At 73.5% G+C, this 23,843-nt stretch carries 21 protein-coding genes and 1 riboswitch; of the genes, 14 read left to right on the forward strand and 7 right to left on the reverse strand.

What is annotated here, in order from left to right; translation table 11 throughout:
- The 3 genes from ACZDWJ_RS09100 to pcrA all read left to right on the forward strand — a co-directional run.
- On the forward strand, positions 1 to 631 hold a 631-nt coding region (locus tag ACZDWJ_RS09100), incomplete at its 5' end, for a LuxR C-terminal-related transcriptional regulator (protein WP_463520624.1).
- A 32-nt stretch (positions 632 to 663) separates the two neighbouring features.
- Complete coding sequence (locus ACZDWJ_RS09105; protein WP_463520625.1) at positions 664 to 1,026, forward strand: hypothetical protein; 363 nt, start codon at positions 664 to 666, stop codon at positions 1,024 to 1,026.
- A gap of 76 nt (positions 1,027 to 1,102) precedes the next feature.
- Positions 1,103 to 3,511: a DNA helicase PcrA gene (gene pcrA / locus ACZDWJ_RS09110; RefSeq protein ID WP_463520626.1), complete on the forward strand. Its 2,409-nt coding sequence runs from the start codon at positions 1,103 to 1,105 to the stop codon at positions 3,509 to 3,511.
- 63 nt (positions 3,512 to 3,574) lie between these two features.
- Here the strand turns inward: pcrA and ACZDWJ_RS09115 are convergent, their stop codons facing one another.
- Positions 3,575 to 4,798, reverse strand: a complete 1,224-nt coding sequence (locus ACZDWJ_RS09115; protein ID WP_463520627.1) for a M23 family metallopeptidase — start codon at positions 4,796 to 4,798, stop codon at positions 3,575 to 3,577.
- Positions 4,799 to 5,262: 464 nt separating this feature from the next.
- Here ACZDWJ_RS09115 and sucC point away from each other — a divergent pair, with 464 nt between their 5' ends.
- Together sucC and sucD are read left to right on the forward strand one after the other, a co-directional pair.
- A complete protein-coding gene (gene sucC, locus ACZDWJ_RS09120; RefSeq protein ID WP_463520628.1) occupies positions 5,263 to 6,429 on the forward strand; it encodes an ADP-forming succinate--CoA ligase subunit beta in 1,167 nt (388 codons plus the stop codon).
- A 34-nt stretch (positions 6,430 to 6,463) separates the two neighbouring features.
- Positions 6,464 to 7,357 carry a succinate--CoA ligase subunit alpha gene (sucD, locus tag ACZDWJ_RS09125; RefSeq protein ID WP_463520629.1) on the forward strand — a complete coding sequence of 298 codons (894 nt, stop codon included), beginning with the start codon at positions 6,464 to 6,466 and terminating at the stop codon, positions 7,355 to 7,357.
- 75 nt (positions 7,358 to 7,432) lie between these two features.
- On the opposite strand, the gene ACZDWJ_RS09130 is transcribed toward sucD, so the two are convergent.
- The 3 genes from ACZDWJ_RS09130 to ACZDWJ_RS09140 all read right to left on the reverse strand — a co-directional run bounded on the left by ACZDWJ_RS09130 (position 7,433) and on the right by ACZDWJ_RS09140 (position 10,702).
- Complete coding sequence (locus ACZDWJ_RS09130; protein ID WP_463520630.1) at positions 7,433 to 8,230, reverse strand: hypothetical protein; 798 nt, start codon at positions 8,228 to 8,230, stop codon at positions 7,433 to 7,435.
- Positions 8,223 to 8,723, reverse strand: a complete 501-nt coding sequence (locus ACZDWJ_RS09135) for a sigma-70 family RNA polymerase sigma factor (RefSeq protein ID WP_463520631.1) — start codon at positions 8,721 to 8,723, stop codon at positions 8,223 to 8,225. The genes ACZDWJ_RS09130 and ACZDWJ_RS09135 overlap by 8 nt, the downstream gene beginning before the upstream one ends.
- A 140-nt stretch (positions 8,724 to 8,863) precedes the next feature.
- Entirely contained in the window at positions 8,864 to 10,702 is a 1,839-nt protein-coding gene (locus ACZDWJ_RS09140) for a hypothetical protein (RefSeq protein WP_463520632.1), read from the reverse strand.
- Positions 10,703 to 10,793: 91 nt separating this feature from the next.
- On the opposite strand from ACZDWJ_RS09140, the gene ACZDWJ_RS09145 reads away from it, so the two are divergent.
- The 6 genes from ACZDWJ_RS09145 (at position 10,794) to ACZDWJ_RS09170 (ending at position 16,979) form a co-directional block, all read left to right on the forward strand.
- On the forward strand, positions 10,794 to 12,029 hold the full coding sequence (locus ACZDWJ_RS09145; RefSeq protein ID WP_463520633.1) for a cell division protein PerM: 1,236 nt from the start codon (positions 10,794 to 10,796) through the stop codon (positions 12,027 to 12,029).
- Between the two features lie 53 nt (positions 12,030 to 12,082).
- Positions 12,083 to 12,703 carry a phosphoribosylglycinamide formyltransferase gene (gene purN, locus ACZDWJ_RS09150; protein ID WP_463520634.1) on the forward strand — a complete coding sequence of 207 codons (621 nt, stop codon included), beginning with the start codon at positions 12,083 to 12,085 and terminating at the stop codon, positions 12,701 to 12,703.
- Positions 12,704 to 12,712: 9 nt separating this feature from the next.
- A riboswitch (ZMP/ZTP riboswitch) is annotated at positions 12,713 to 12,790 on the forward strand.
- 45 nt (positions 12,791 to 12,835) lie between these two features.
- Complete coding sequence (gene purH, locus ACZDWJ_RS09155; protein ID WP_463520635.1) at positions 12,836 to 14,413, forward strand: bifunctional phosphoribosylaminoimidazolecarboxamide formyltransferase/IMP cyclohydrolase; 1,578 nt, start codon at positions 12,836 to 12,838, stop codon at positions 14,411 to 14,413.
- Positions 14,414 to 14,528: 115 nt separating this feature from the next.
- Positions 14,529 to 15,782 carry an MFS transporter gene (locus ACZDWJ_RS09160; RefSeq protein WP_463520636.1) on the forward strand — a complete coding sequence of 418 codons (1,254 nt, stop codon included), beginning with the start codon at positions 14,529 to 14,531 and terminating at the stop codon, positions 15,780 to 15,782.
- A gap of 34 nt (positions 15,783 to 15,816) precedes the next feature.
- Positions 15,817 to 16,668: a bifunctional methylenetetrahydrofolate dehydrogenase/methenyltetrahydrofolate cyclohydrolase gene (locus ACZDWJ_RS09165; RefSeq protein WP_463520637.1), complete on the forward strand. Its 852-nt coding sequence runs from the start codon at positions 15,817 to 15,819 to the stop codon at positions 16,666 to 16,668.
- Positions 16,668 to 16,979: a DUF3017 domain-containing protein gene (locus ACZDWJ_RS09170; protein WP_463520638.1), complete on the forward strand. Its 312-nt coding sequence runs from the start codon at positions 16,668 to 16,670 to the stop codon at positions 16,977 to 16,979. Before ACZDWJ_RS09165 ends, ACZDWJ_RS09170 begins: the two co-directional genes overlap by 1 nt.
- 88 nt (positions 16,980 to 17,067) lie before the next feature.
- Here the strand turns inward: ACZDWJ_RS09170 and ACZDWJ_RS09175 are convergent, their stop codons facing one another.
- Positions 17,068 to 18,054, reverse strand: a complete 987-nt coding sequence (locus ACZDWJ_RS09175) for a malate dehydrogenase (protein ID WP_463520639.1) — start codon at positions 18,052 to 18,054, stop codon at positions 17,068 to 17,070.
- A gap of 244 nt (positions 18,055 to 18,298) precedes the next feature.
- Between ACZDWJ_RS09175 and ACZDWJ_RS09180 the strand changes: the two genes are divergently transcribed.
- Together ACZDWJ_RS09180 and ACZDWJ_RS09185 are read left to right on the forward strand one after the other, a co-directional pair.
- Positions 18,299 to 20,509: an NADP-dependent isocitrate dehydrogenase gene (locus ACZDWJ_RS09180; RefSeq protein WP_463520640.1), complete on the forward strand. Its 2,211-nt coding sequence runs from the start codon at positions 18,299 to 18,301 to the stop codon at positions 20,507 to 20,509.
- Between the two features lie 79 nt (positions 20,510 to 20,588).
- Positions 20,589 to 21,176 (forward strand): hypothetical protein, encoded by a 588-nt coding sequence (locus ACZDWJ_RS09185; protein WP_463520641.1) that lies wholly within the window; start codon positions 20,589 to 20,591, stop codon positions 21,174 to 21,176.
- 90 nt (positions 21,177 to 21,266) lie between these two features.
- Here the strand turns inward: ACZDWJ_RS09185 and ACZDWJ_RS09190 are convergent, their stop codons facing one another.
- Together ACZDWJ_RS09190 and ACZDWJ_RS09195 are read right to left on the reverse strand one after the other, a co-directional pair.
- Positions 21,267 to 21,839: a 2'-5' RNA ligase family protein gene (locus tag ACZDWJ_RS09190; protein ID WP_463520642.1), complete on the reverse strand. Its 573-nt coding sequence runs from the start codon at positions 21,837 to 21,839 to the stop codon at positions 21,267 to 21,269.
- The gene (locus ACZDWJ_RS09195) at positions 21,836 to 22,453 is read right to left on the reverse strand and encodes a class I SAM-dependent methyltransferase (RefSeq protein ID WP_463520643.1); all 618 of its coding nucleotides are present in this window, start codon (positions 22,451 to 22,453) and stop codon (positions 21,836 to 21,838) included. The genes ACZDWJ_RS09190 and ACZDWJ_RS09195 overlap by 4 nt, the downstream gene beginning before the upstream one ends.
- A gap of 175 nt (positions 22,454 to 22,628) precedes the next feature.
- On the opposite strand from ACZDWJ_RS09195, the gene ACZDWJ_RS09200 reads away from it, so the two are divergent.
- On the forward strand, positions 22,629 to 23,840 hold the full coding sequence (locus tag ACZDWJ_RS09200; protein WP_463520644.1) for an MFS transporter: 1,212 nt from the start codon (positions 22,629 to 22,631) through the stop codon (positions 23,838 to 23,840).
- Positions 23,841 to 23,843: the final 3 nt, after the last annotated feature.

Raw genomic sequence — 23,843 nt, forward strand, 5'->3', positions numbered from 1 at the left:
CCACGCCATGATCCGCGCGGGGGTGCGCGCCGAGCTGGCCGCGTCCGGCGCCGGCGTGGTCGAGGTCGTGGGGGAGGCCCCCGACGTCGACGCCGCCGTGGCCGTCATCGGCGAGACCCGACCCGACGTCGTCCTGCTCGACGTGCACCTGCCCGGGGGCGGGGGCGTCGAGGTGATGCGTCGCTGCGCGCCCACCGGGGACGCCCCGCGGTTCCTGGCCCTCTCGGTCTCCGACGCCGCCGACGACGTCATCGGCACCGTGCGGGGCGGGGCGCGCGGGTACGTCACCAAGACCATCACCGGCGTTGAGCTGGTGGCCGCGATCGGCCGCGTCGCCGAGGGCGACGCCGTCTTCAGCCCGCGGCTGGCGGGGTTCGTGCTGGACGCCTTCGCCGGCGCCCCCGACGCTCCGGCCCTCGCCGAGGTCGACGAGGACCTCGACCGGCTCACGGAGCGGGAGCGGGAGGTGATGCGGCTGATCGCGCGCGGCTACGCCTACAAGGAGGTCGCCCGCGAGCTGTTCATCTCGGTGAAGACCGTCGAGACCCACATGTCCAGCGTGCTGCGCAAGCTGCAGCTCTCCTCGCGCCACGAGCTGACCCGCTGGGCCAGCGATCGTCGCCTGCTCTGAGCCTGCTCCGAGCGGTCTGCGACACTGACGCCGTGCAGACCGTTCGCCTCATCCTGCTGTTCGTCCACCTCCTCGGCTTCGCCGCGCTCTTCGGCGGCCTGCTGTCCCAGGCCAAGGAGCCGGTCAAGCGGGTCAACGCCGCCATGCGCGACGGAGCCGGCACCGCGTTCGTCGCGGGCCTGGCCCTGGTCGGCGTGCTCTCCGCGGGCGACCAGGAGCCGAACAACACCAAGATCGCCGTCAAGCTGCTCATCGGCCTGGTCGTGCTCGGCCTGGTCATGGCCAACGTGCGCAAGGAGCAGATCAGCCAGCGTCTGTGGCTGATCATCCTGGGGCTCACCACCGCCAACGTCGCCGTCGCCGTCTTCTGGTCCTCCGCGCACCACTGGAGGTGACGCCGGTCCCGGTCGTCCCCAGGCCGGCAGGCGCGCCGCGCCCGACGTCGGCGCGGCGCCGTAGGCTGGCCCCAGGATGACCGAGACGCTGCTGCCTGCCACCGACCACCCGCTCCTCGAGGGCCTCAACGACCCCCAGCGGGCCGCCGTCGTCCACGCCGGCGCGCCGCTGCTGGTCGTCGCCGGTGCCGGCTCGGGCAAGACCCGCGTCCTCACCCGGCGCATCGCCTGGCTGATCTCCGAGCGCAAGGCGCACCCGGGCTCGATCCTCGCCATCACCTTCACCAACAAGGCCGCGGCGGAGATGAAGGAGCGCGTCGAGGACCTCGTCGGCAAGCGGGCCCGCATCATGTGGGTCTCCACCTTCCACTCCTCCTGCGTGCGCATCCTGCGCAAGGAGATCGACCGGCTGGGCTTCAAGTCCGGCTTCACGATCTACGACGCCCAGGACCAGAAGCGGCTGATGCAGCTGGTCTGCACCGACCTCGACCTCGATCCCCGCCGCTACCAGCCCAGCGCCCTGCTGCACTGGATCTCGAACCACAAGAACGAGCTGCGCGACCCCGAGGAGGTCACCCGCGAGGCGCGCAACCAGCTCGAGGAGACCTACGCCGCGGCCTACACGCTCTACCAGCGGCGCCTGCGCGAGGCCAACGCGCTCGACTTCGACGACCTCATCATGACCACCGTGCACCTCCTGCAGGCCTTCCCCGAGGTGCGCGAGACCTACCGGCGGCGGTTCCGGCACGTGCTGGTCGACGAGTACCAGGACACCAACCACGCGCAGTACGCGCTGATCCACCAGCTCTGCGCCGACGACCCCGAGGACGTCGACCCCTCCGCGGAGCGCGTCGAGCCCGCCGAGCTGATGGTCGTCGGCGACGCCGACCAGTCCATCTACGCCTTCCGCGGCGCGAACATCCGCAACATCCTCGACTTCGAGCAGGACTTCCCGAACGCCACCTCGATCCTGCTGGAGCAGAACTACCGCTCCACCCAGACCATCCTCACCGCCGCCAACGCCGTCATCGGCCACAACAAGGGCCGCAAGCCCAAGCGGCTGTGGTCCGACGCCGGCGACGGCGAGCGCATCGTCGGCTACGTCGCCGACGACGAGCGCGACGAGGCCCGGTTCGTCTCCCAGGAGATCGACCGTCTCGTCGACGACGGCGCCCGGGCCGGCGACGTCGCGGTCTTCTACCGCACCAACGCCCAGTCGCGGGTCTTCGAGGAGGTCTTCATCCGCACCGGCCAGCCCTACAAGGTCGTCGGCGGCGTGCGCTTCTACGAGCGCAAGGAGGTCCGCGACGCCCTGGCCTACCTGCGGATGCTCGCCAACCCCGACGACCAGGTCTCGCTGCGCCGCATCCTCAACACCCCCAAGCGCGGCATCGGCGACCGCGCCGTCGAGTGCGTCAACGCCCTCGCCGAGCGTGACCGCACCACGTTCTGGGAGGCGCTGCGTCGCGCCGACCAGGCCCCGGGCCTGGCCACCCGCTCGCTCACCAACATCCGCCAGTTCGTCGCGATGACCGAGGAGCTGCAGTCGATGGTCGAGGGCGGCGAGCGGCCCGACGTCGTCCTCGAGACCGTGCTCGAGCGCTCGGGCTACCTCGCCTCGCTCGAGGACTCCGACGACCCCCAGGACGCCACCCGCCTGGAGAACCTCGCCGAGCTCGTGGCCGTGGCCCGGGAGTTCGCCGAGGACCCCGTCCCCGGCCCGTCCGCCGATCCCGACGACGTCGAGGCCGGTCTGGTCACCCCCGGTCTGGACGACTTCCTCGAGCGCGTCGCGCTCGTCGCCGACTCCGACCAGATCCCCGACGACCCCGATGACCCCGACGACTCCGGCGTCGTCACGCTGATGACGCTCCACACCGCCAAGGGCCTGGAGTTCCCGGTCGTCTTCCTCACCGGCCTCGAGGACGGCGTCTTCCCGCACAGCCGCGCCCTGGGCGACCAGCCCGAGCTCGAGGAGGAGCGGCGGCTGGCCTACGTCGGCCTCACCCGCGCCCGCGAGCGGCTCTACATCAGCCGTGCGATCGTCCGCTCGGCCTGGGGCGCGCCGTCCCACAACCCGGCCTCGCGCTTCCTCGACGAGCTCCCCCTCGACCTCGTCGACTGGCGGCGCACCGAGGCCGCGCAGACCCGCTGGAGCCGCCCCGACCTCAGCGACTCCTGGGGCGGCTCCGCCGGCCCGGCGGTGGGCTCGGGCAACGCCGGCTTCGGCGGCGCCGCCACCTCGGCCGGTCGCCGCAACTTCTCCGCTGCCGCGGCGCGCGCCGACGCCGCCGCCAAGGCCAAGCGTCCGGCCAAGGAGATCCCCTCGCTGGAGCCGGGCGATCGCGTCCTCCACGACTCCTTCGGCATGGGGACGGTCGTGTCCCTCGAGGGCGTGGCCGAGAAGACCGTGGCCTCCATCGACTTCGGCTCCGAGGGCGTCAAGCGGCTCCTGCTGCGCTACGCGCCGGTCGAGAGGCTGTAGCGCGGAGGGCCCGCGAGGGGCCCCTCGCGGGAGGTCAGGCGGCCTGGCTGCGGCGCAGGTGGGTCAGGGCGTGATGCCGTGCGCGACGAGCGCCGCGAACGGGTCGACCGGGTCGCCGCCGCCGGGTCGCACCTCGAGGTGCAGGTGCGGGCCGGTGACGTGACCGGTGGAGCCGACGGTGCCGATCTGCTGGCCGGGGGAGACCTTGTCGCCGGGCGAGACCAGGAAGTTGGTCTGGTGGCAGAACCACAGCTCGGTGCCGTCGGCGAGGGTGATGACGGTCTTGTTGCCGTAGGGGCCGTCCATGCCCGCCGAGGTGACGGTGCCGGCGGCGACGGCGTAGATGGGGGTGCCCGGAGGCGCGGCGAAGTCCAGACCGGTGTGGTAGTTGGCCCACAGGCCGTACTCGCCGAAGCGGGCGGTGAGGCGGTAGGCGCCGCGCTGCACCGGGAGGGTCCACTGGTTGGCCTTGAGGTCCTTCGCGCGGGCCTCGGCCTGCTGGGCCACGCTCGCGAGGCGCTGGTTGCGGTCGGCGACGTCGCCGGCCAGCGCCTCGGCGCCGGCGCGCAGGTCGGAGTCCGACGCGCGGCTCACGACGGCGCGATCGCGCACCGAGCCGACGCCGCTGGTGCCGCCGAGGGCGCCGATCTGGCCGATCGCGGCCGAGCCGTCGACCAGGTCGGTCCGAGCGGTGGTGACGGTGCCCGTGACCGCGATGCCCAGGACGACCGCGCCGACGGCGAGCGGCAGCGAGGGCAGGCGCCGGACGAACGGGTTGGCGGTGGTCTGCCGGGTGGCGGCGCGACGGCGCCCGCCGACGACGGTGACCGGCATGGCGGGCGCCTGAGGCGCCAGCGGGAGCACCTCGGTGACGTCGGTGCTGAAGGAGGTGGAGTGGTCGACCGGGGCGAGGTCGGCGAGGACCCGCTCGATGCGCGCGGTGTCGATGTCGTCGGCCCGGTCGGCCCGGTCGAGCTCGGGGGCCGGCGCGGTGACGGTCGTGCGGGCCACGGTGGGCGCGGTGGCGGCGGGACGTGCCTCGCGGCGATCCGGAGCGGTCATCGGCACGTCGGGGACGACGACCGAGCGCCGCGACGGCGTGGCGAAGACGAGCGTGGGGTCGACCGGCGCGGCGGCGCGCGGCGAGCGCGGGGCCAGCGAGGCCGAGGCAGTGGGCTCGGAGCGGGGGGTGAGCCGCGGCCGGGCGGGAGCGGCGGGCGTCGAGGGGGCCGCGGCAGGGGCCTCGGCGGCGGGGCGGGCGGCACGGCGTCCGACGTACGGCGTCACCGGGATGGGCTCGACCCAGTCGGGCGTGGTGGCGCGGGCACGGCGGCCGGCCGGACGGGTGGGGCTCGGGGATGAGCCGTCAGAGGGGTCGCGACGAGACTCGACGTCGTCCGCTCTGTGGTTCCCCATGAACACGTACTCCGATGCTGGTCGCTGGCGTCCGTCGCGCTCGCGCAGGAGCGGGGATGACGGCCCGGGCGGACCAGACTGTAGCCGAGCGGTGACGCGGGATGAAACCGAACCGCACAACGGGACGTCCGGCGACGGCGTCCCGGGGCGGTCGGCACGGGGTCCGACGGCGGGGTTCCCCCGTGACGCATGAGGTACGTCACGTAGGCCCGTCCGGGGCTCGTCGCGGGGGCGGGGGAGGACTAGGGTGCCCGGGGCGCCGCGACGGTCCGATGAGGTCCGCGCGCGCACCCCCGCCCACACAACTGCATCGATACATAGAGACTGGTGGATCAGTGGACCTGATGGAGTACCAGGCGAAGGAGCTCTTCGCCAAGCACGGTGTCGCCACGACCCTCGGCGTGGTCGTCACGACCGCCGACGAGGCCAAGGCCGCCGCGGAGCAGCTCGGTGGCGTGACCGTCATCAAGGCGCAGGTCAAGGCCGGCGGCCGCGGCAAGGCCGGTGGCGTCAAGATCGCCAAGACCGCCGACGACGCCTTCGAGCACGCCTCGAACATCCTCGGCATGGAGATCAAGGGCCTCACCGTCAACCGCGTCCTGGTCACCCCCGCGACCCCGCCGGAGGAGGAGTACTACTTCTCCTTCCTGCTCGACCGCGCGAACCGCCAGTACCTGTGCATCGCCTCGGTCGAGGGCGGCGTGGAGATCGAGGAGGTCGCCAAGACCAACCCCGACGCCGTCAAGCAGATCGCGATCGACCCCGGCACCGGCGTCGACGAGGCCAAGGCCCGCGCGATCGCCACCGAGGCCAAGTTCCCCGAGCCCGTCTTCGAGCAGGCCGTCGCGATGATCCAGTCGCTCTACCAGGTCTTCGTCGAGGAGGACGCCACGCTCGTCGAGGTCAACCCGCTCGCGCGGCTGGCCGGCGACAAGCTCGAGGCGCTCGACGGCAAGGTCTCCCTCGACGAGAACGCCTCCGAGGTGCGTCACCCGCACCACGAGGAGTTCGAGATCCGCGAGGAGGCCGACCCTCTGGAGGCCAAGGCCAAGGACCTCGGCCTCAACTACGTCAAGCTCGACGGCCAGGTCGGCATCATCGGCAACGGCGCGGGCCTGGTCATGAGCACCCTCGACGTCGTCGCGTACGCCGGTGAGAACCACGGCGGCGTCAAGCCCGCCAACTTCCTGGACATCGGTGGCGGCGCCAACGCGCAGGTCATGGCCAACGGCCTCGACGTCATCCTCAACGACCCCCAGGTCAAGAGCGTGTTCGTCAACGTCTTCGGCGGCATCACCGCCTGCGACGAGGTCGCCAACGGCATCAAGGGTGCGCTCGAGCTCCTCGGCGACGCCGCCAGCAAGCCGCTCGTCGTCCGCCTCGACGGCAACAACGTCGACAAGGGCCGCGCGATCCTCGCCGAGCTCAACCACCCGCTGGTCACGGTCGTCGACACCATGGATGGTGCCGCCGACAAGGCCGCCGAGCTGGCGAACGCCTGATCGCCCGGACGCACGAGATAGAGAGTCGAGAAGCATGTCGATCTACCTGAACAAGGACTCCAAGATCATCGTCCAGGGCATCACCGGTGGGATGGGCTCCAAGCACACCACCCTGATGCTCGAGTCGGGCGCTGACATCGTGGGCGGCGTGAACGCCCGCAAGGCCGGCACCACCGTCCAGCTGGCCGGCAAGGAGCTGCCCGTCTTCGGCACCGTCAAGGAGGCCATGGAGGCCACCGGCGCGGACGTGTCGGTCCTCTTCGTCCCGCCGGCCTTCACCAAGGCCGCCGCGATCGAGGCCGTCGACGCCGGCATCGGCCTGATGGTCGTCATCACCGAGGGCGTCCCGGTGCAGGACACCGCCGAGGTCTGGAGCTACCTGCAGTCCGAGGCCAACCACGCGGGCACCCGCATGATCGGCCCGAACTGCCCCGGCATCATCACCCCGGGCGAGTCGCTGGCCGGCATCACGCCGCACACCATCGCGGGCAAGGGCCCCATCGGCCTGGTCTCCAAGTCGGGCACCCTGACCTACCAGATGATGTACGAGCTGCGTGACTTCGGCTTCACCACCGCCATCGGCATCGGCGGCGACCCGATCATCGGCACCACCCACATCGACGCCCTCGAGGCCTTCGAGAACGACCCGGAGACCAAGGCGATCGTGATGATCGGCGAGATCGGCGGCGACGCCGAGGAGCGGGCCGCGGCCTACATCAAGGAGCACGTCACCAAGCCGGTCGTCGGCTACGTGGCCGGCTTCACCGCGCCGGAGGGCAAGACCATGGGCCACGCCGGCGCCATCGTGTCCGGGTCCGCCGGCACCGCGCAGGCCAAGAAGGAGGCCCTCGAGGCCGTCGGCGTGAAGGTCGGCAAGACGCCGTCCGAGACCGCCGCCCTGATGCGGGAGATCATGCAGAGCCTCTGATTCGGCTCAGCGACGAGGGCCCCGGGAGCGATGCTCCCGGGGCCCTCGTGCGTCGTGCCGATGGTCAGCGCCGCGTCAGCGCTGGTCGACCTCGGCGAGCCGTCGCTCGATGGTCGTCGCCTGCTGCGCGAGCAGCCGGGCGGTCTGCCGGACGATCTCCGGGTCGCCGAGGCCGAGGGAGTCGGCGACGTCGACGAGCACCCACCGGCCGATCCGGTGGACCCGCGTGACGGTGCCGGCGCCGACGTCGCCATCGCCCCGCGCGACGCGGATCATGGCGGCGTCGTCCTCCACGCCGTCCATCCACGAGTCGTCGCACCCGAGCCGGAGCGGCTCCTTGAGGCCGCCCAGGCTGACCCGTGCTGCGACGTCGGAGTCGAACTCGACGACCGTCCGGGCGCGGACGCCCTCGGTCTGCTCGACCGTCGCGGTGCGCACACGCGAGAGACCGCCATCGCGGATCGCCAGCGCACCACATCCGTCGTTCGTGCCCTGCGCGAGGGCGTCGCCGACGGTCACGTCACCGCGGACGAACGCATCGCCGAAGGACACCTCGCCGGTGAGCCCGCTCGCGAGGTCGGCCTCGGTGAGCTCGGTGGCATCGGTGCTCTGATCTCCTGACGGCGTCGCGACGGGCGCCGAGGTGGCGGGGTCGACGGCCCGGTCACCGTCATCCGCAGGGATCACCTGGGGCCACGCGACGGCGGCGAGCGCGGCGACGGTCGCCAGCGCCATGCCGCCGCGGGCTGCGGAACGGCGACGACGCAGCCGGTCGCCGCGCTGCCGGATGTCGCGGGCGGACGGTCGGTCGAGGTCGTGGCCGGGGGAGCGGAGCGGGGCGAGCAGGTCGTCGAGGTCGAGCGGCTCAGGCATGGTGCGTCCCTTCGGGGGCGTGGTCGGCGAGGAGCTCGGCCAGGGCGGCGCGGCCGCGGCTGAGCCGGGCCTTGACGGTGCCGACCGGGGCGCCGACCTCGCGGGCGACGTCCTCGACCGACAGGTCGGCGAGGTGGAAGAGGATGAGCGCGCGACGCTGGTCCTCCCCGAGGCGGGCGAGCGCGGCCACGACGTCGAGCCGTACGCCGTCGGGCGCCCCCGCGGACGTCGCGGGCGCGAGGGCCCGGTCGGCCGGGCGTCGGCCCAGCCGCACCCGCCGCCACCGGCTCACCGCGAGCCGGTACGCCGTGGTGCGCACCCAGGCCTCCGGGTGCTGAGCCCGGTCCAGCACGCGGCGGTGCGCCCAGCCGCGGGCGAACGCCTCCTGCACGCACTCCTCGGCCTCGCTGCGGTCGCCGATCATGGCGTGCAGCTGACCCACCAGCCGTCGGTAGGAGGCGGCGTAGAAGTCGTCGAAGGCGACCTCGTCCATGTCCCTGTCCTCATCTGCTCCTCGACCGCGGGAGCGCGGTCGGGATGGATACGCCCGAGAGGACGGCCCGGTTGCATCCTCCCGCGCGATCGCGGGCAGGACCAGGATCAGGACGGGCTCAGGACGGGATCAGGACGGGATCAGGACGTCGGGAGGCGGTGCAGGCGCTCGAGGGCGCGCTGGGCGAGCGCGACGAAGGCGTCGGAGGAGATGTCGGCGTCGGAGGCCGCGATGAAGCCCACCTGGGCCACGCGGGCGCCGTCGCGCAGGATCGCCATGGAGTAGCGCACCTTGCGCGAGCTGGAGATCTCGCTGGTCACGCGCCAGGCGGTCAGCTCGGTGCTGCCCTGCGTGACCGAGGCGATGCGGCTGACGTCGGTGCCGAGGTCGCCCTTCGAGCAGCCGGCCAGCTTCGCGCGCACACCCGCGGTGAACCGGGCCGCGCTGCCGGGGGAGAGCACGCCGACGGTCTCGGTGAGCCCGAACTCCGCGGGGAGGTCGGCGTCGGGGATGAGGAAGGTGCGGGTCTGGGCGCGGGTGAACCGGGTGCCCGCGACGCTGCCGGTGAAGCGGGTCTCGTCGCAGCGGGTGGACGCGGCGTTCTGCTTGACGGCCGTGACGTCGCTGCCGACCCACGGGAACGACACGTCGCCGGCCGGCGGGAGGTCGAGCTCGGCGAGGAGGGCGGGATCGCTCGGGAGCGGCAGGGGCGCGATGGAGGCGGCCTTCGGGGTGCCCTGGCCGCAGGCGCCGGCCTGGGGGAGGTCGCAGAGCCCGGCGACGGCGCGACGCAGCAGCGTCAGGTGCGGGGCCAGCGAGGAGTCCGAGACCCCGCCGCGGGAGGCGACGGTGGCGGTGAGCAGCGTGCCGGTGCGGGCCAGGCCGACGACGAGGGTGCTGGCGGGGGAGCGCCAGGAGCGGAACCGGAACATCCGCGCCTCCTCGCCGATGCCCGTGACGTCGTAGGTGTCGATCAGCTGGACGCGGCGCTCGTCGCAGGCCGCGAACCAGCCCTCGGCCACCTCGTAGGCGCTGCGCAGCGCGGCCTGGGAGGTGGAGCCCTCGACGAGCTGGTAGGCCTGGCGCTCCCCGGCCCGGAACTCGCGCACGACCAGGTCGGAGCCGTCGGGGTCGGCGTAGCGGTCGCCCTGGCACGGGATGGCGCGGCCGTCGCCGCCGGCGTTGTCGTGGGTGCGCTCGACGTCCCACGCGCGACCACCGCCGAGTCCGGTGAGCGTGCGCAGGCTGGTGGCGCTCAGCAGCGCCCGGTCGGGCACCGAGGGCGCGACGTCCGGGGTGCGGGTGGTCGAGGAGACGGCCTCGCGCTCCAAGGTCGGGCGCACGCCGCGGGCGTCGGTGACCAGCGTGCCGGTGACGACCAGCGCGGCCACGGCGGCGACGACGCCGGCCGCGGCGTGGGTGCGTCGGCGGGCGGTGCCGGCGCGGCGGATGATCGTGTGTCGCGGCCACGGGACGGTGGTCTCGGTGGCGACGGCCAGCTGCTCGAGGTGCAGGCGCACGGAGGTCGACGGCGTCTCCCGGGCGAGGGAGAACTCGGCGGTGGCCGCCTGGAGGTCGCGCTCGGCGTCCTCGAGGGTGACGCCGACCTCGCGGGCGAGGTCGAGCATCGAGACGGCCGCCAGGTGGTTGAGCAGCAGCACCTTGCGGTGCTCCAGGGAGAGCGAGGCGAGCGCCTCGAGCGTGGCGCGGGAGTCGTCGTCGAGGTGCCGCTCGCGGTGCCAGGGCCGGGCGGCGTCGCGGCGCAGGGCGTGGGCCCAGGCGCGCGGACGCGCCCACGACTCGGGGTCCTCGAGGCGTCCGACCTTGGGCCAGTGGTGCCAGGCGGTCACGAAGGTGTCGCGGACGGCGCGCCGCGAGGCGGAGAGGTCGCCGGTGAGCGCGAAGGCCTGCAGCAGGAGGCGGTCGCGGGTGGTGCGGTAGAACGCGTCGAAGGCGGCGGCGTCGTCGGGATCCCTCATGGCGCGGCCACGGTACCCGCCGCGGCGGCCTCCCGGGGCCTCGGCGTGGCACCCCGGATGGATCGCGGGCCCGGGTGATGATGGCGGGACCATGACCTCGCTCCTCTCGCGCCCCGGCTCCGACCACGCGTGGACCGGGACCAGCGGACGCCGTCCGCTCACCGCCGCCGCGACCCTCGCGGGCGCCGGAGCGGCGCTCCTCGCGCTCGCGCTGTGCGGCAGCGTCGGGGTCATCGGCTGGTTCCTCAGCGACGCCGGCGCCCACGGCACGGCCGGCGACGGCCTGCGCGCGGGCGTGCTCGGCTGGCTGATCGGCCTCGGGTCGGGCGTGCGCGTCGAGGGCGTCGCGATCACCGCGATCCCGCTCGGGGCGACGCTGGTGAGCGTCCTGGCCGTGTGGCGCCTCGCGCTGCGCCTGGGCGAGTCGATCTCCGGGCACGGGCCGGACGCCGACGCCCTCGCCGACGGCGAGCGCGACTGGACCGTCCCCGCCGCCACCGGCCTGTTCGTGGCCGGCCACCTCGTCGTCGCGATGATCGCCGCGGTGATCGCCGGGGGCAGCGCCGACCTGAGCACGGGTCGGCTGCTGGTGCACGTCGTGCTGCTCGCCGGGCTCGTCGGCGGCGCCGCCATCAGCGTCGGGTCCGGTCGGGCCGCGCTCTGGTCGGCCCGGCTCCCGCTGAGCGTCTACGCCGGCCTGCGCGTGGCGCGCTCGGTGCTGCTCGCCTGGCTGGCGGTCTCGGCGCTCGCGCTGCTGGCCGCGCTCGTGGTCGACGTGCGCACCGCCGCCAACATCACCTCCCAGCTGCACGCCGGCGCGGGCGACGTCGTGGCGATCGTCGGCGCCTGCCTGGTGCTGCTGCCCAACGCCGTCCTCTTCTCCTCGGCCTACCTCGCGGGCCCCGGCTTCGCCGTGGGCACCGGCACGGTCGTGGCGCCCTCCGGCGCCGTGCTCGGTCCGCTGCCGCTCTTCCCGCTCCTCGCGGCCCTGCCCGACGACGGTCCCGCCCCGCTGTGGACCTCGGCGCTGCTCGTCGTCCCGGCCCTGATCGCGGCGTTCGGAGCCGTGCGCGCCCACCGTCTGCTGCCCACCCGCCGCTGGGACGAGGCCGCGCTGCGCGGCTGCGTCGGCGGCGTGCTGGCCGGCGTGGCCGTCGGGCTGCTCACCACGCTCGCCGGGGGAGCCGTCGGCCCGGGCCGGATGAGCGAGGTCGCCCCGTTCGCCGGCGACGTGCTCGTGCACCTCGTGGCCTCCTTCGGCCTCGGCGGCCTGCTCGGCGCCCTCGCGGCCGCCGCCTGGGAGCGTCGCACCCCCGAGGCCGACTGACGGCGCTGGGCGCCGCAGCTCCGGAGGCCTCCGGACCACTACGATCGGGCCCCGTGACCGCCCGCCTCGTCGTCCTCGTGTCCGGCTCGGGCACCAACCTGCAGGCCCTGCTGGACGCCTGCGCCGACCCCGCCTTCGGGGCGCGGGTCGTGGCCGTGGGCGCGGACCGTCACGACATCGAGGGCCTGGCCCGCGCCGAGCGCGCGGGCGTCCCGACCTTCGTGCGGCGGGTGCAGGACTTCTCCAGCCGCGAGCACTGGGACGCCGCGCTCACCGCCGGCGTGGCGGCCTTCGAGCCCGACCTGGTCGTGCTCGCCGGGTTCATGAAGCTGGTGGGGGAGTCGTTCCTCGAGGCCTTCGGCGGTCGCACGGTCAACACCCATCCCGCCCTCTCGCCGGCCTTCCCGGGCATGCACGGCCCGCGTGACGCCCTGGAGCACGGCGTCAAGATCACCGGCGCGACGCTCTTCGTCGTCGACGCCGGGGTCGACACCGGCCAGATCGTCGCCCAGACCGCCGTCCCGGTGGCCGACGACGACGACGTCGAGAGCCTCCACGAGCGCATCAAGACCGCCGAGCGCGCGATGCTCGTCGACACCGTCGGCGTGATGGTGCGCGAGGGCTGGCGCGTCGAGGGCCGCCGGGTGCTCCTCGGCGCGGAGCACCGCGCGTGAGCCGATAGGATCGCCGCACACGACTGGCGCGGGTGGGTGTGACCACCGGGGAGTGACGTCGGGGCATCGTCCGCCTGGGTGCCCTGCTGACCACCGACCTCCGATCCGAACCCACAGCCCGGGAGGCTCCCGATGTCCGACCGCATCGCGATCAAGCGCGCACTCGTCTCCGTCTACGACAAGACCGGCCTGGAGGACCTCGTCCGCGGCCTCGCCGAGGCCGGCGTCGAGCTGGTCTCCACCGGCGGCTCGGCCCGTCTGATCGGCGAGCTCGGCCTGCCGGTGACGAAGGTCGAGGACCTCACCGGCTTCCCCGAGTGCCTCGACGGCCGGGTCAAGACGCTGCACCCGCGCGTGCACGCCGGCATCCTCGCCGACCGCCGCCTGGACTCCCACGTCGCGCAGCTGGCCGACCTCGGCGTCGAGCCGTTCGACCTCGTCGTCGTGAACCTCTACCCGTTCACCCAGACCGTCGCCTCGGGCGCCACGCCCGACGAGTGCGTCGAGCAGATCGACATCGGCGGCCCCTCGATGGTGCGCGCCGCCGCGAAGAATCACCCGTCGGTCGCCGTCATCACCTCGCCGGCCTCCTACGACGCCGTCCTCGCGGCCGTCGCCGCCGGCGGCTTCACCTACGACGAGCGCAAGCGCCTGGCCGCCGAGGCGTTCGTGCACACCGCCAGCTACGACGTCGCCGTGGCGTCCTGGATGGGCAACGTGCTCACCGACACCTCCGACGGCGCGGGCTTCCCGGCCTGGGTCGGCGCCACCTGGAGCCGCGACGCCGTCCTGCGCTACGGCGAGAACCCGCACCAGAGCGCCGCGCTGTACCGCAGCGGCCACGGCGCGGCCGGCCTCGCCGGCGCCGAGCAGCTGCACGGCAAGGAGATGTCGTACAACAACTACGTCGACACCGACGCCGCCCGCCGCGCCGCCTACGACTTCGACGAGCCGGCCGTCGCGATCATCAAGCACGCCAACCCGTGCGGCATCGCCGTCGGCGCCGACGTCGCCGAGGCCCACCGTCGGGCCCACGAGTGCGACCCCGTCTCGGCGTTCGGCGGCGTCATCGCCGCCAACCGCCCGGTGAGCGTCGAGATGGCGCGTCAGGTGGCCGAGGTCTTCACCGAGGTGATCGTCGCCCCCGGCTACGAGGACGGCGCCGTCGAGGTGCTGCAGGGCAAGAAGAACATCCGCATCCTCGTCGCCGAGCCGCTCGAGCGCGGCGGCGTCGAGATGCGGCCGGTCTCCGGCGGCCTCCTCATGCAGGAGACCGACACCGTCGAGGCGCCCGGCGACGACCCGTCGGCCTGGACGCTGGCCACCGGCGAGGCCGCCTCGGCCGAGGTGCTCGCCGACCTCGCCTTCGCGTGGAAGGCCTGCCGGGCCGCGAAGTCCAACGCCATCCTGCTCGCCAAGGACGGCGCCTCGGTGGGCATCGGCATGGGGCAGGTCAACCGCGTCGACTCCTGCCGGCTCGCCGTCGAGCGCGCCAACACCCTCGTCGAGGGCTCCGAGCGGGCCCGCGGCGCCGTGGCCGCCTCCGACGCCTTCTTCCCCTTCGAGGACGGCCCGCAGATCCTCATCGACGCCGGCGTCACGGCCATCGTCCAGCCCGGCGGCTCGGTGCGCGACGAGCTCACCGTCGAGGCCTGCAAGGCCGCCGGCGTGACGATGTACTTCACCGGGACGCGGCACTTCTTCCACTGATCGCGGCCCGCCCTCGGGTGCGGGGATCTCGGCAGGCTCGATCACCGACGGGGTGCGGCTCGATCACGCCGAAACGCGGTGGAGCGGGGTCGGCGGGCGATGAGAGGGTGACGCCGTGCGCGCGCTTCTCGGACGGATCCTGCCTCCCACCCGGCTCGAGCGGGACCTCGCGCTGCAGAGCGTCCTCTCGGCGTTCGCCACGGGCTCGTTCCTCACCGGCACCGCGGTGTTCTTCACCCAGATCGTCGGCCTGACCGGCGCCCAGGTGGGCTTGGGCCTCTCGGTCTCCGCGGCGGTCGCGCTGGTGCTCCAGCTGCCGATGGGGCGCCTGGCCGACCACCTCGGCGCCAAGCAGGTGTGGCTGGGGGCCAGCGCCGCCGAGGCGGCGCTGTACTTCTGCTGGCCGGCGATCGGCGGACTCGGCGCGTTCATCGCGATGCTCTCCGTGCTCGCGGTCGTCGAGACCGCCGGCCGCAACGGCCGCAACGTCTACCGGATCGCGGTCTTCACCCGCGAGACCCGCGTGCGGGCCATGGCCTTCCAGCGGGCGGCGCGCAACGTCGGCTACACCCTCGGCGCCGGCGCGAGCGGCGTCGCGCTCGGCATCGGCGCCGAGTGGGCGATCCTCGCCATCCCGCTGCTCACCGGCGCCCTGCTGGTGGTCAACGCCGTGATGATCGCGGCGACCCTGCCGCCCATCCAGCGGCCCGCGCACGCCGAGTCGGCCGTCGAGGAGGTGCTGCGCGGCGCTCCGGCCGCCTGGCGCAACCGCGGCTTCGTCGTGCTCGCGGCCTGCAACGGCGCGCTGTCGTCGAACCAGGTGCTGCTCAACGTCGTCGTCCCGCTGTGGCTGGTCGAGCGCACCGATGCCCCGCAGACGCTGCTCGCCTGGCTCTTCGGCACCAACACCGTGCTGGCCGTGCTGCTGCAGGTGCGCGCCTCGCGCATGGCCGACTCCGTCGACGGCTCCCTGCGCGCCGTGCGGCTCTCCGGCTGGGCCTTCGTCGTCTCGTGCCTGGTGCTGGCGGTCACCCACGACACCGTCGGCTGGGTCTCGATCGTGCTGATCTGGGCCGGGCACATCACGATCACCGGCGCCGAGCTGTGGCAGTCGGCCGCCGGCTGGGGCCTCACCTCCGAGCTCTCCGACCACCGGCGCCTCGGCGACTACCAGGGCGTGTGGGGCCTGGGCTACCAGATCGAGCCGATCGTCTTCCCGGTGCTCTACACCTTCCTGGCGCTGCAGTGGGGCACGCCGGGCTGGGTCGTGATCGCCGTGATCGGGGTGGCCGCGGCCGCGATCGCGCACCCCGCGGCCCGCGCCGCGCAGCGCCACCTCGAGCGCGTCGGCGCGCCCGTGGCCGCCTGACCCGTCGAGCCCCGGTGTCCCTAGACTGACCCCCGTGACGGCACAGAGGCTCGACGGAACCGCCACCGCGGCGGCGATCAAGGACGAACTGAAGACCCGCGTGGCGGCGCTGCGCGAGCGCGGCGTCGTGCCGGGCCTGGGCACCGTGCTGGTCGGCGACGACCCCGGCTCGCGCTGGTACGTCGGCGGCAAGCACAAGGACTGCGCCGAGGTCGGCATCGAGTCGATCCGCGTCGACCTCCCCGCCACCGCCACGCAGGAGGAGATCGAGGGCCACATCGCCGCCCTCAACGCCGACCCAGCCTGCACCGGCTACATCGTCCAGCTCCCGCTGCCGAAGGGCATCGACGAGAACCGGATCCTCGGCCTCATCGACCCCGCCAAGGACGCCGACGGCCTGCACCCCACCAACCTCGGCTGGCTCGTGCTCGGCACCGAGGCCCCGCTGCCCTGCACCCCCTTCGGCATCGTGGAGATCCTGCGCCGTCACGGCGTGGAGATCGCCGGCGCCGAGGTGGTCGTGGTCGGCCGCGGCGTCACGGTCGGTCGCCCGCTCGGCCTGCTGCTGACCCGCCGCTCGGAGAACGCCACCGTCACGCTGTGCCACACCGGCACCCGCGACCTCGCCTCGCACGTGCGCACCGCCGACATCGTCGTCGCCGCGGCCGGGGTGCCCGGCATCATCACCGCCGACATGGTCAAGCCCGGCGCGGCCGTGCTCGACGTCGGCGTCAGCCGCGTCGACGGCAAGATCGCCGGCGACGTCGCCGACGACGTCTGGGAGGTCGCCGGCTGGGTCTCGCCGAACCCCGGCGGCGTCGGCCCGATGACGCGGGCCATGCTGCTCTCGAACATCGTCACCATCGCCGAGCGCGCGCTCGACTGATGACGCCGCCTCCGGGCGACGGCGCGCCGCCCCGGCGCTGGCGTCGACGTCCCCAGACCATCGGCGGGCTGCTCTACCTGATCGTCCTCGCCGGCACCGGCGGCGGCCTCCTCCTCGCGCTGGCCGGGGAGTGGCGCGTCGGCGTGCGCATCATCGGGCTGGCCCTCGTCGTGGCCGCCGTCAGCCGGGGCTCGCTGCGCCCCGAGGAGGCCGGCATGCTCGGCATCCGCAACCGGGTCATCGACGCCGGCATGCTCGCGCTCGTCGGGCTGGCGATCATCGTCCTGGCCTCCAGCATCCCGTCGGCCTGAGCCGCGCCGGCGACACCTCCACGAACGACGCCGGCGCCGCCCCTCACGAGGAGGGACGGCGCCGGTGCTGCGTGCGGTGGTGCGGGGCTCAGATCAGGCCGAGCTCGGTGACGGCGTCGCGCTCGTCGGCCAGCTCGGCCACCGAGGCGTCGATGCGGCCGCGGGAGAACTCGTCGATCTCCAGGCCCTGGACGATGCTCCAGTCGCCGTCCTTCGTGGTGACGGGGAAGGAGGAGACCAGGCCCTCGGGGACGCCGTAGGAGCCGTCGGAGACGACCGCCATCGAGACCCAGTCGCCCTCGGCGGAGCCGTAGAGCCAGTCGCGGGCGGCGTCGATGGTGGCCGAGGCGGCCGACGCGGCGGAGGAGGAGCCTCGGGCGTCGATGATGGCCGCGCCTCGCTTGGCGACGGTGGGGATGAAGTCGTTCTCGATCCAGGCCTGGTCGTTCACGACCTCGGCGGCGTTGCGGCCACCGACCTGGGCGTGGAACAGGTCGGGGTACTGGGTGGCGGAGTGGTTGCCCCAGATGGTCATGTGGCTGATCTCGGTGACGGCGGCGCCGGTCTTGGCGGCCAGCTGCGAGATCGCGCGGTTGTGGTCGAGGCGGGTCAGCGCGGAGAAGCGCTCGGCCGGGATGTCGGGGGCGTTGCGCGAGGCGATGAGCGCGTTGGTGTTGGCCGGGTTGCCGGTGACGCCGATGCGGACGTCGTCGGCGGCCACCTTGTTGAGGGCCTTGCCCTGCGCGGTGAAGATCGCGCCGTTGGCCGAGAGCAGGTCGCCGCGCTCCATGCCCGGGCCGCGCGGCCGCGCGCCGACGAGCAGGGCGAGGTTGACGCCGTCGAAGATCTTCTCGGCGTCGTCGCCGATCTCGACGCCCGCGAGACCGGGGAAGGCGCAGTCGTCGAGCTCCATGACGACGCCCTCGAGGGCCTTGAGGGCCGGGGTGATCTCGAGCAGGCGCAGCTCGATCGGGGCACCGCCGGTCAGCGCGCCGCTGGCGAGGCGGAACAGCAGGCTGTAGCCGATCTGGCCGGCCGCGCCGGTGACGGCCACCTTCAACGGGGTGGGGCTCACGACTTCTCCTTGGGAACGAGGGTGCGCTCTTGGGTCCCGAGCGCTACTGGCGAAGTTAGCAGCGTCGCGCCTCCGCGCTCCCCGCGGGTGCGGCGGGCGGGACACGGGGGTCGGTCCGGGGTCGGGGCACGGTGGACGGGGCGGGTGACGCGGGGCCCCCGATGCTGGGAGGGTGACAGGGCACGCAGCCCATCAGGTATCTTGACGTCGAGACACTTTCGCGATCCGAGGAGCAGCCCGCACCATGTCCCCGATCATCTACACGCACACGGACGAGGCGCCGCTCCTGGCGACCTACTCGTTCCTGCCGATCATCCAGGCCTACGCCGCGAAGGCCGGCGTCGAGATCGAGACGCGCGACATCTCGCTGTCGGGCCGCATCATCAGCCAGTTCCCCGAGCGCCTCACCGAGGAGCAGCGCATCGCCGACCACCTCGCCGAGCTCGGCGAGCTGGCCACGCGCCCCGAGGCCAACATCATCAAGCTGCCCAACATCTCCGCCTCGATCCCGCAGCTCAAGGCCGCGGTCGCCGAGCTGCAGAGCCAGGGCTACGACATCCCGGACTACCCCGAGAGCCCCTCCACCCCCGAGGAGCAGGAGATCCGCGCCCGGTTCGACAAGGTCAAGGGCTCCGCGGTCAACCCGGTCCTGCGCGAGGGCAACTCCGACCGCCGCGCGCCGGCGTCGGTGAAGAACTACGCCAAGGCCCACCCGCACCGCATGGGCGCCTGGAGCGCCGACTCCAAGACGTCGGTGGCCACCATGGGCGAGCACGACTTCCGCAGCAACGAGAAGTCGGTCGTCATCGCCGCCGACGACACCCTGCAGATCAAGCACGTCGCCGCCGACGGCACCGAGACGGTGCTCAAGGAGTCCGTGAAGGTGCTGGCCGGCGAGGTCGTCGACGCCACCTTCATGGACGTCGCCGCGCTGCGCGCCTTCCTCGCGGAGCAGGTCGCCCGGGCCAAGGCCGACGGCGTGCTGTTCTCCGCCCACCTGAAGGCCACGATGATGAAGGTCTCCGACCCCATCGTCTTCGGCCACGTCGTCGAGGTCTTCTTCGCCGACGTCTTCGCCCAGCACGGCGAGGCCCTGAAGGCCGCGGGCCTCTCGGCCAACGACGGCCTCGGCGCGATCCTCGCCGGACTCGACAAGGTCGCGAACGGCGCCGAGATCAAGGCCGCCTTCGAGGCCGCGATCGCCGAGGGCCCCGCCCTCGCGATGGTCGACTCCGACAAGGGCATCACCAACCTCCACGTGCCCTCCGACGTCATCATCGACGCCTCGATGCCCGCGATGATCCGCACCTCGGGTCACATGTGGAACGCCGCGGGCGAGGAGCAGGACACCCTCGCGGTGATCCCCGACTCCAGCTACGCCGGCGTCTACCAGGCCGTCATCGACGACTGCAAGGCCCACGGCGCCTACGACCCCTCCACCATGGGCTCGGTGCCGAACGTCGGCCTGATGGCCAAGGCGGCCGAGGAGTACGGCTCCCACGACAAGACCTTCGAGGTCCCCGCCGACGGCGCCGTCCAGGTCGTCGACTCCTCGGGCGCGGTGCTCCTCGAGCACCAGGTCAAGGCCGGCGACATCTGGCGCACCTGCCAGACCAAGGACGCCCCGATCCGCGACTGGGTCAAGCTCGCCGTCTCCCGCGCCCGCGCCACCGGCTCCCCGGCGGTGTTCTGGCTCGACGAGACCCGCGCCCACGACGCCAACCTGATCGCCAAGGTCCACGAGTACCTCGCCGACCACGACACCGACGGTCTGACCATCGAGATCATGGCGCCGGCCGAGGCCACCACCTACTCGGTCGAGCGGATCCGCCGGGGCGAGGACACCATCTCGGTCACCGGCAACGTGCTGCGCGACTACAACACCGACCTCTTCCCGATCCTCGAGCTCGGCACCTCGGCGAAGATGCTCTCGGTCGTCCCGCTCATGAACGGCGGCGGCCTCTTCGAGACCGGCGCCGGCGGCTCGGCGCCCAAGCACGTGCAGCAGCTGGTCAAGGAGAACTACCTGCGCTGGGACAGCCTCGGCGAGTTCTTCGCGCTGGTGCCCTCCCTCGAGCTCTACGCCGAGCAGGCCTCCGCGCCCGGCGCGAAGGTCCTCGCGGCCGCGCTCGACCGCGCCACCGAGACCTTCCTCAACGAGGACAAGTCCCCGACGCGTCGCGTCGGCGGCATCGACAACCGCGGCTCGCACTTCTTCCTCGCGCTCTACTGGGCCCAGGAGCTCGCCGCGCAGACCGAGGACGCCGCCCTCGCGGCCGCCTTCGGCCCGTTCGCCGAGATCCTCGCCGCGCAGGCGGATGCCATCGTCGCCGAGCTCAACGGCGTCCAGGGCTCCCCGGCCGACATCGGCGGCTACTACCGCCCCGACGACGCCAAGGCGTCGACGGTGATGCGGCCCTCGAGCACGCTCAACGAGGCGCTCGCCTCGCTCTGAGCCAGCGCTCCATCACCGCAGCCCGGTCCCCGCGTGGGGCCGGGCTGCGGTGCCTCTCAGGGCTAGGCTCGAGCGCGAGATGGGCGAGACGATCTGCCACGTCCGCAAGGTGTCCCTCGGGCTCAAGCGGAGGTACCGGCTCCACGACGACGACGGCACGGGCCGCCCCGGGCCGGTGATCGGCCACGCCGAGAGGCTGCTCAAGGCCTCCGAGGAGATCGTCCTCTTCCGCGACGAGCAGCGCACGGAGCGCCTCGCGACGGTCACCGAGAGCGGCGCCGGCCTGGTCGCCTCCCTCACCGGCTACGACGTCGTCGACGCCCACGGCGAGCCGATCGGGTCCTTCCGGGCGCTGGTCAGGCAGTCGCTCGAGCGCACCACCTGGGAGTGCGTGCAGCCCGGCGTCGGCACCATGGTCGGCGTCGAGCGCAGCGTGCGGGTGGCCCGGGTGCGTCGGGCCGTGGGTCTGCTCGGTCCCCTCGGTGAGATCGCGAACGCGCTCACGAAGTACCACCTCGACTTCGCCCTCGATGACCGTGCGATGTTCAGCGTCGAGAAGCCGAAGGTCCTCGACGACTGGTACCGCGTCCGCATCCACGCCGACGGGCTCGACCGCACCCTCCTCCTCGCCCTCGCGGTGACGCTGGAGGCACGCCTGCGCGGCTGAGGCGCCGGCTCCGCTGCTCCTTCACCGCGCCGGCGGTGGCGTTCATGATCCGCTTCTGGAGGATCAGGAACACCACGGCCACCGGGATCGTCATGACGGCCGCGGCCGCCAGCTTGATCGGGTGCTGAGCGGCAGCGACGCGACGACCCGCCAGGAGTCGGGCTCGAGCCGACCGGAGATGAGCACGGCCTGCTCCACGCGGGTCCGCAGCGGCAGCCGCGGCGCGATCTCCGCCTCGGCCGCCCGCAGCGCCGCCACCGAGCCCAGCCGCGCCTCGCCCACGGTCAGGTGCGGCACGGCGTCGTCGTAGGCGCCCTCGTAGGGGCGGTGCGCGGGGAAGGCCGCGACCACCGCGTCGGTGAGGGCGCGGAAGGCGGCGTCGGCGGCGGCGTCCGGGGCGAGCCACAGGACGTCCTCCCCGAACCAGTCGCAGCGCTCGAACGCGACGTCGAAGGCGGGCACCTGCGCCACGGCCGCCGCCAGGCGGGCGACCGCGGCGTCGTCGAGCTCCGTCGGCGGCGCGAAGGGGAACACGACGGTGACGTGCGCCGGCACGCCCCACGACGCCGCATCGTCGAGGTGGGCGCGGTGGTGGGCGACGATCGGCTCGGCGCCGGGCACCGGCACGATCACGGCCGCGTGGGTGTCGAGGAGCGGGCTCATGCGGCGTCCTGCGTCGGCGCGAGCTCGGCGAGCAGCAGGGAGTCGTCCCCGAACGGCGCCACCTCCGAGGCCACCACCCGCAGGTCGCCGGACGCGGCGACCTCGGCCAGCAGGTCGGCGGTGCGGAACGCCTCGTGGTGGCGCGGGAACCCGGGGTCCGGCCGAGGTCCGACGCTCGCCGGGGCGGGTGCGGCGAAGGTCGCGGTGAGCACGCGGCCGCGCGGCCGCAGGACCCGCCGCCACTCGGCCATCGCCGCCGTCGGGTCGGGCAGGAGGTGCAGCACGGTGACACAGGTGACGACGTCGACGCTGGCGTCGGGCAGCGGAACGTCGGTGGCGTCGGCCAGGACGAGCACGGCGTCCGGCAGAGCGGCCCGGGCGAGGGCGAGCATGCCGGGGGAGCGGTCGAGGCCGAGGAGTCGCAGCTCGGGATCGAGCCGGTGCGCCGCGCGCAGCACCAGCCCGGTGCCGGTGCCGACGTCGAGGAGGCGCCGCGGCGCGAGGGAGACCGCGCGGGCCGCCACCTCGTCGGCGAGCGTGCGGTGCATGAGGCTCTCGTCGTAGGTGGACGCGCGGTGGTCGTAGTGCGCGCTGACCCGGCCGAGGACGTCCATGGACCCCATCCTGCCGCCGCGGGGAGACCTCGCTCACGTCCCACGCCCAGGAGCCCCGCCGCGGAATAGGAGCCGGAGCCGGGGCGGTTGGACGATGGTGACCGTGACTCGGACCGACGCCCCGCCCTCCGTCCCCGGATCCTCGACCTCGCACCCCCATGGCTCCTCCCGCCACGTGACCCTCGCGATCCTCGCGCTGGCGCTCGGCGGCTTCGCCATCGGCACCACCGAGTTCGTGACGATGGGGCTGCTGCCCCAGATCGCCGACGGCATCGGCACCTCCGAGCCCACCGCGGGCCACGTCATCTCGGCCTACGCCCTCGGCGTGGTCGTCGGCGTCCCGATCCTCAGCTTCTTCGGCGCCGGCCTGCCGCGCCGCGCGCTGCTCCTCGGCCTGATGGCCTTCTACGCGCTGTTCAACCTGCTCAGCGCCGTCGCCACCGGCTACGGCATGCTCACCGTCGCCCGGTTCCTCGACGGCCTGCCGCACGGCGCGTACTTCGGCGTCGCGAGCCTCGTGGCGGCCAGCCTGGTCTCCCCGGAGCGGCGCGGCCGGGCCGTCGCCAGCGTCATGCTGGGCCTCTCGGTGGCCAACGTCGTCGGCGTCCCGGCCGCGACGTGGCTGGGCCAGCACGTCGGCTGGCGTGCGGCCTACCTCTCGACCGCCGGCATCGCCGTGGCCACCGTCGTCCTGACGCTGCTGTTCGTGCCGTCGTGCCCGGGCGACCCCGAGGCCACCGGACGCCGCGAGGCGCGCTCGTTCTTCTCCAGCTCGCAGGTGTGGCTGACGATGGCCGCCGGCGCGCTCGGCTTCGGCGGCATGTTCGCCGTCTACTCCTACATCGCCACCACCGTCACCGACATCGGCGGCCTCTCGGAGGGCACCGTCCCGGTGTTCCTGCTGGCCTTCGGCCTCGGCATGGTCGTCGGCACCTGGCTGGCCGGCGAGCTGGCCGGCTGGTCGGTGTTCCGCTCGCTCATCGGCGCCGGCATCGGCTCGGCGATCGTCATGGTGCTGTTCTGGGTGCTCGCGCCCTACGGCTGGGCGCTCCTCCCGGTGGTCTTCCTCATCACCGCGATCGGCTCGGTGCTCGTGGTCAACCTGCAGCTGCGCCTCATGGACGTCGCCGGCGACGCCGTGACGCTGGGCGCCGCCATGAACCACGCGGCCCTCAACGTCGCCAACGCGCTCGGCGCCTGGCTGGGCGGCGTCGTGATCGCCGCCGGCTACGGCTACCGCGCGCCGGCCCTGGTCGGCGCGGCGCTCTCCGTGCTCGGGGTCGGCATCCTGCTGCTCGCCGCCGCGCGTCACCGCGCGGGCGTGGCGGCCGACGAGGTGGCCGCCGCACCCCGCGAGGGCGTCGGCGTCGGCGATCGGCCAGAATGACCC

The organism is Nocardioides sp. B129/18 (assembly GCF_055282735.1).

What these genes read in the sequence shown, in the direction of transcription:
- ACZDWJ_RS09185 (WP_463520641.1), top strand. Translation starts at nt 20,589, where the DNA reads ATGGGCGAGACGATCTGCCACGTCCGCAAGGTGTCCCTCGGGCTCAAG.
- ACZDWJ_RS09130 (WP_463520630.1), bottom strand. Translation starts at nt 8,230, where the DNA reads ATGCCTGAGCCGCTCGACCTCGACGACCTGCTCGCCCCGCTCCGCTCC.
- ACZDWJ_RS09170 (WP_463520638.1), top strand. Translation starts at nt 16,668, where the DNA reads ATGACGCCGCCTCCGGGCGACGGCGCGCCGCCCCGGCGCTGGCGTCGA.
- sucD (WP_463520629.1), top strand. Translation starts at nt 6,464, where the DNA reads ATGTCGATCTACCTGAACAAGGACTCCAAGATCATCGTCCAGGGCATC.
- ACZDWJ_RS09145 (WP_463520633.1), top strand. Translation starts at nt 10,794, where the DNA reads ATGACCTCGCTCCTCTCGCGCCCCGGCTCCGACCACGCGTGGACCGGG.
- purH (WP_463520635.1), top strand. Translation starts at nt 12,836, where the DNA reads ATGTCCGACCGCATCGCGATCAAGCGCGCACTCGTCTCCGTCTACGAC.
- ACZDWJ_RS09190 (WP_463520642.1), bottom strand. Translation starts at nt 21,839, where the DNA reads ATGAGCCCGCTCCTCGACACCCACGCGGCCGTGATCGTGCCGGTGCCC.
- ACZDWJ_RS09140 (WP_463520632.1), bottom strand. Translation starts at nt 10,702, where the DNA reads ATGAGGGATCCCGACGACGCCGCCGCCTTCGACGCGTTCTACCGCACC.
- ACZDWJ_RS09180 (WP_463520640.1), top strand. Translation starts at nt 18,299, where the DNA reads ATGTCCCCGATCATCTACACGCACACGGACGAGGCGCCGCTCCTGGCG.
- ACZDWJ_RS09195 (WP_463520643.1), bottom strand. Translation starts at nt 22,453, where the DNA reads ATGGACGTCCTCGGCCGGGTCAGCGCGCACTACGACCACCGCGCGTCC.
- ACZDWJ_RS09135 (WP_463520631.1), bottom strand. Translation starts at nt 8,723, where the DNA reads ATGGACGAGGTCGCCTTCGACGACTTCTACGCCGCCTCCTACCGACGG.
- pcrA (WP_463520626.1), top strand. Translation starts at nt 1,103, where the DNA reads ATGACCGAGACGCTGCTGCCTGCCACCGACCACCCGCTCCTCGAGGGC.